Source organism: Streptomyces sp. NPDC026589 (assembly GCF_040638385.1).
Lineage (GTDB): Bacteria > Actinomycetota > Actinomycetes > Streptomycetales > Streptomycetaceae > Streptomyces.
The window spans coordinates 1-1,180 of sequence record NZ_JBEZYG010000076.1; the positions used below are offsets into that span (position 1 = coordinate 1).

The following is a 1,180-nucleotide window of genomic DNA, read 5'->3' on the forward strand; positions in this document are numbered from 1 at the left end:
TTTGGGCGGCGATGACCAGCCAGGTCCAGCGGTCCGCTGCCGCTGAGTCGCGGAGTCGGGGCCGGGTCCAGCCGAGGGTCTGCTTGAGCATGCGGAAGGTGTGCTCGATGTCGAACCTTCGCAGGAACGCCTGCCAGCACCGGTCGACATCGGCCTCGGTGGCACCGGTCCTCGACCACCACAGCCAGACCGGCTTGTTCACCCCGCCGGACGGCAGGTGCTCGACGGCCAGGCGGATGACCGTTCCCTCGATGACGGGCAGCGGGCCGTCGTGCTCCAGCCACGCAGCCCGCTGGGTCAGCCGCGGGTGCAGCCGGTCCCACGCCCGCGCGGTGGCCTTGCCGTAAAGCCGCGTGCCGGTGACTGTGACGGCCTGTTCGACGCCCCAGGTGCTGGGGTCGCCGAAGACGAACTCCCCGCCGTGCTTGGGCGGCCGTCCGCCCTTCGGGTTGGACCGGAGGAACTCCTCCCGCGAGGGTGCGGGGCGGCGCATCACCCGGTCCGAACGGGTCCGGCCCAGGACCTCGACGGGCAGGCCGGACAGCAGATAGGCGATGCGCGGGGCGTCGTAGCCGGCGTCCAGCACGACCAGGATCTTCGGGTCTCCTTCGGTCCACTGGCCTGCGGCGACGAGCCGTTCGACCACCTCGCGGACCTGGTCGGCGGTGACAGCGGCCAGGTCGGCGCCAGGGGCCAGGCGGACCGCGTCCAGGAACGCGGTCCAGGAGGTGCGTCCGCTTTCGAGGGCGACGACGACCGAGTACGGCCAGCCGGGCATCATCTGGTGCTTGGCGCTGCCGCGGCCGTAGGTGTGGCAGAACGACCGGTCCGGCACGGTGCCGGCGTCCGGTCGAAGCCACGGCGAGACATCGACGGCCAGCACCAGCCGGCCGTCCGCTGCCCGGGGCAGCGGCACCCCGGCCAAGACCCGCCGCAGCCGGGCGACGTCCACCCCTCCGCGATTCAGACCGGCGTAGAGGGCGCCGTGACCCCGGCGGTGCTCAGGCGCCAGCGCGAGGTCGACCAGCGACCGACCGGCCCGTCGGTGCACAGCACCGCGTCCGTCAGCTCGAACAACGCGTCCGCGCGGGAGGTCAGGCAGTCGTAGAAGTCGGTCCGGAACCGCGACAACACGGTCAGGGACTCGACGCGAACAGCGTCGTGCAGCAGACTCACCCTC

The 1,180-nt window shown here is 72.3% G+C and carries 1 pseudogene; it reads right to left on the reverse strand.

What is annotated here, in order from left to right:
• Nucleotides 1-1,176, reverse strand: a pseudogene (locus tag AB0F29_RS41585) (NF041680 family putative transposase); the annotation flags it as partial.
• Nucleotides 1,177-1,180 lie beyond the last annotated feature (4 nt).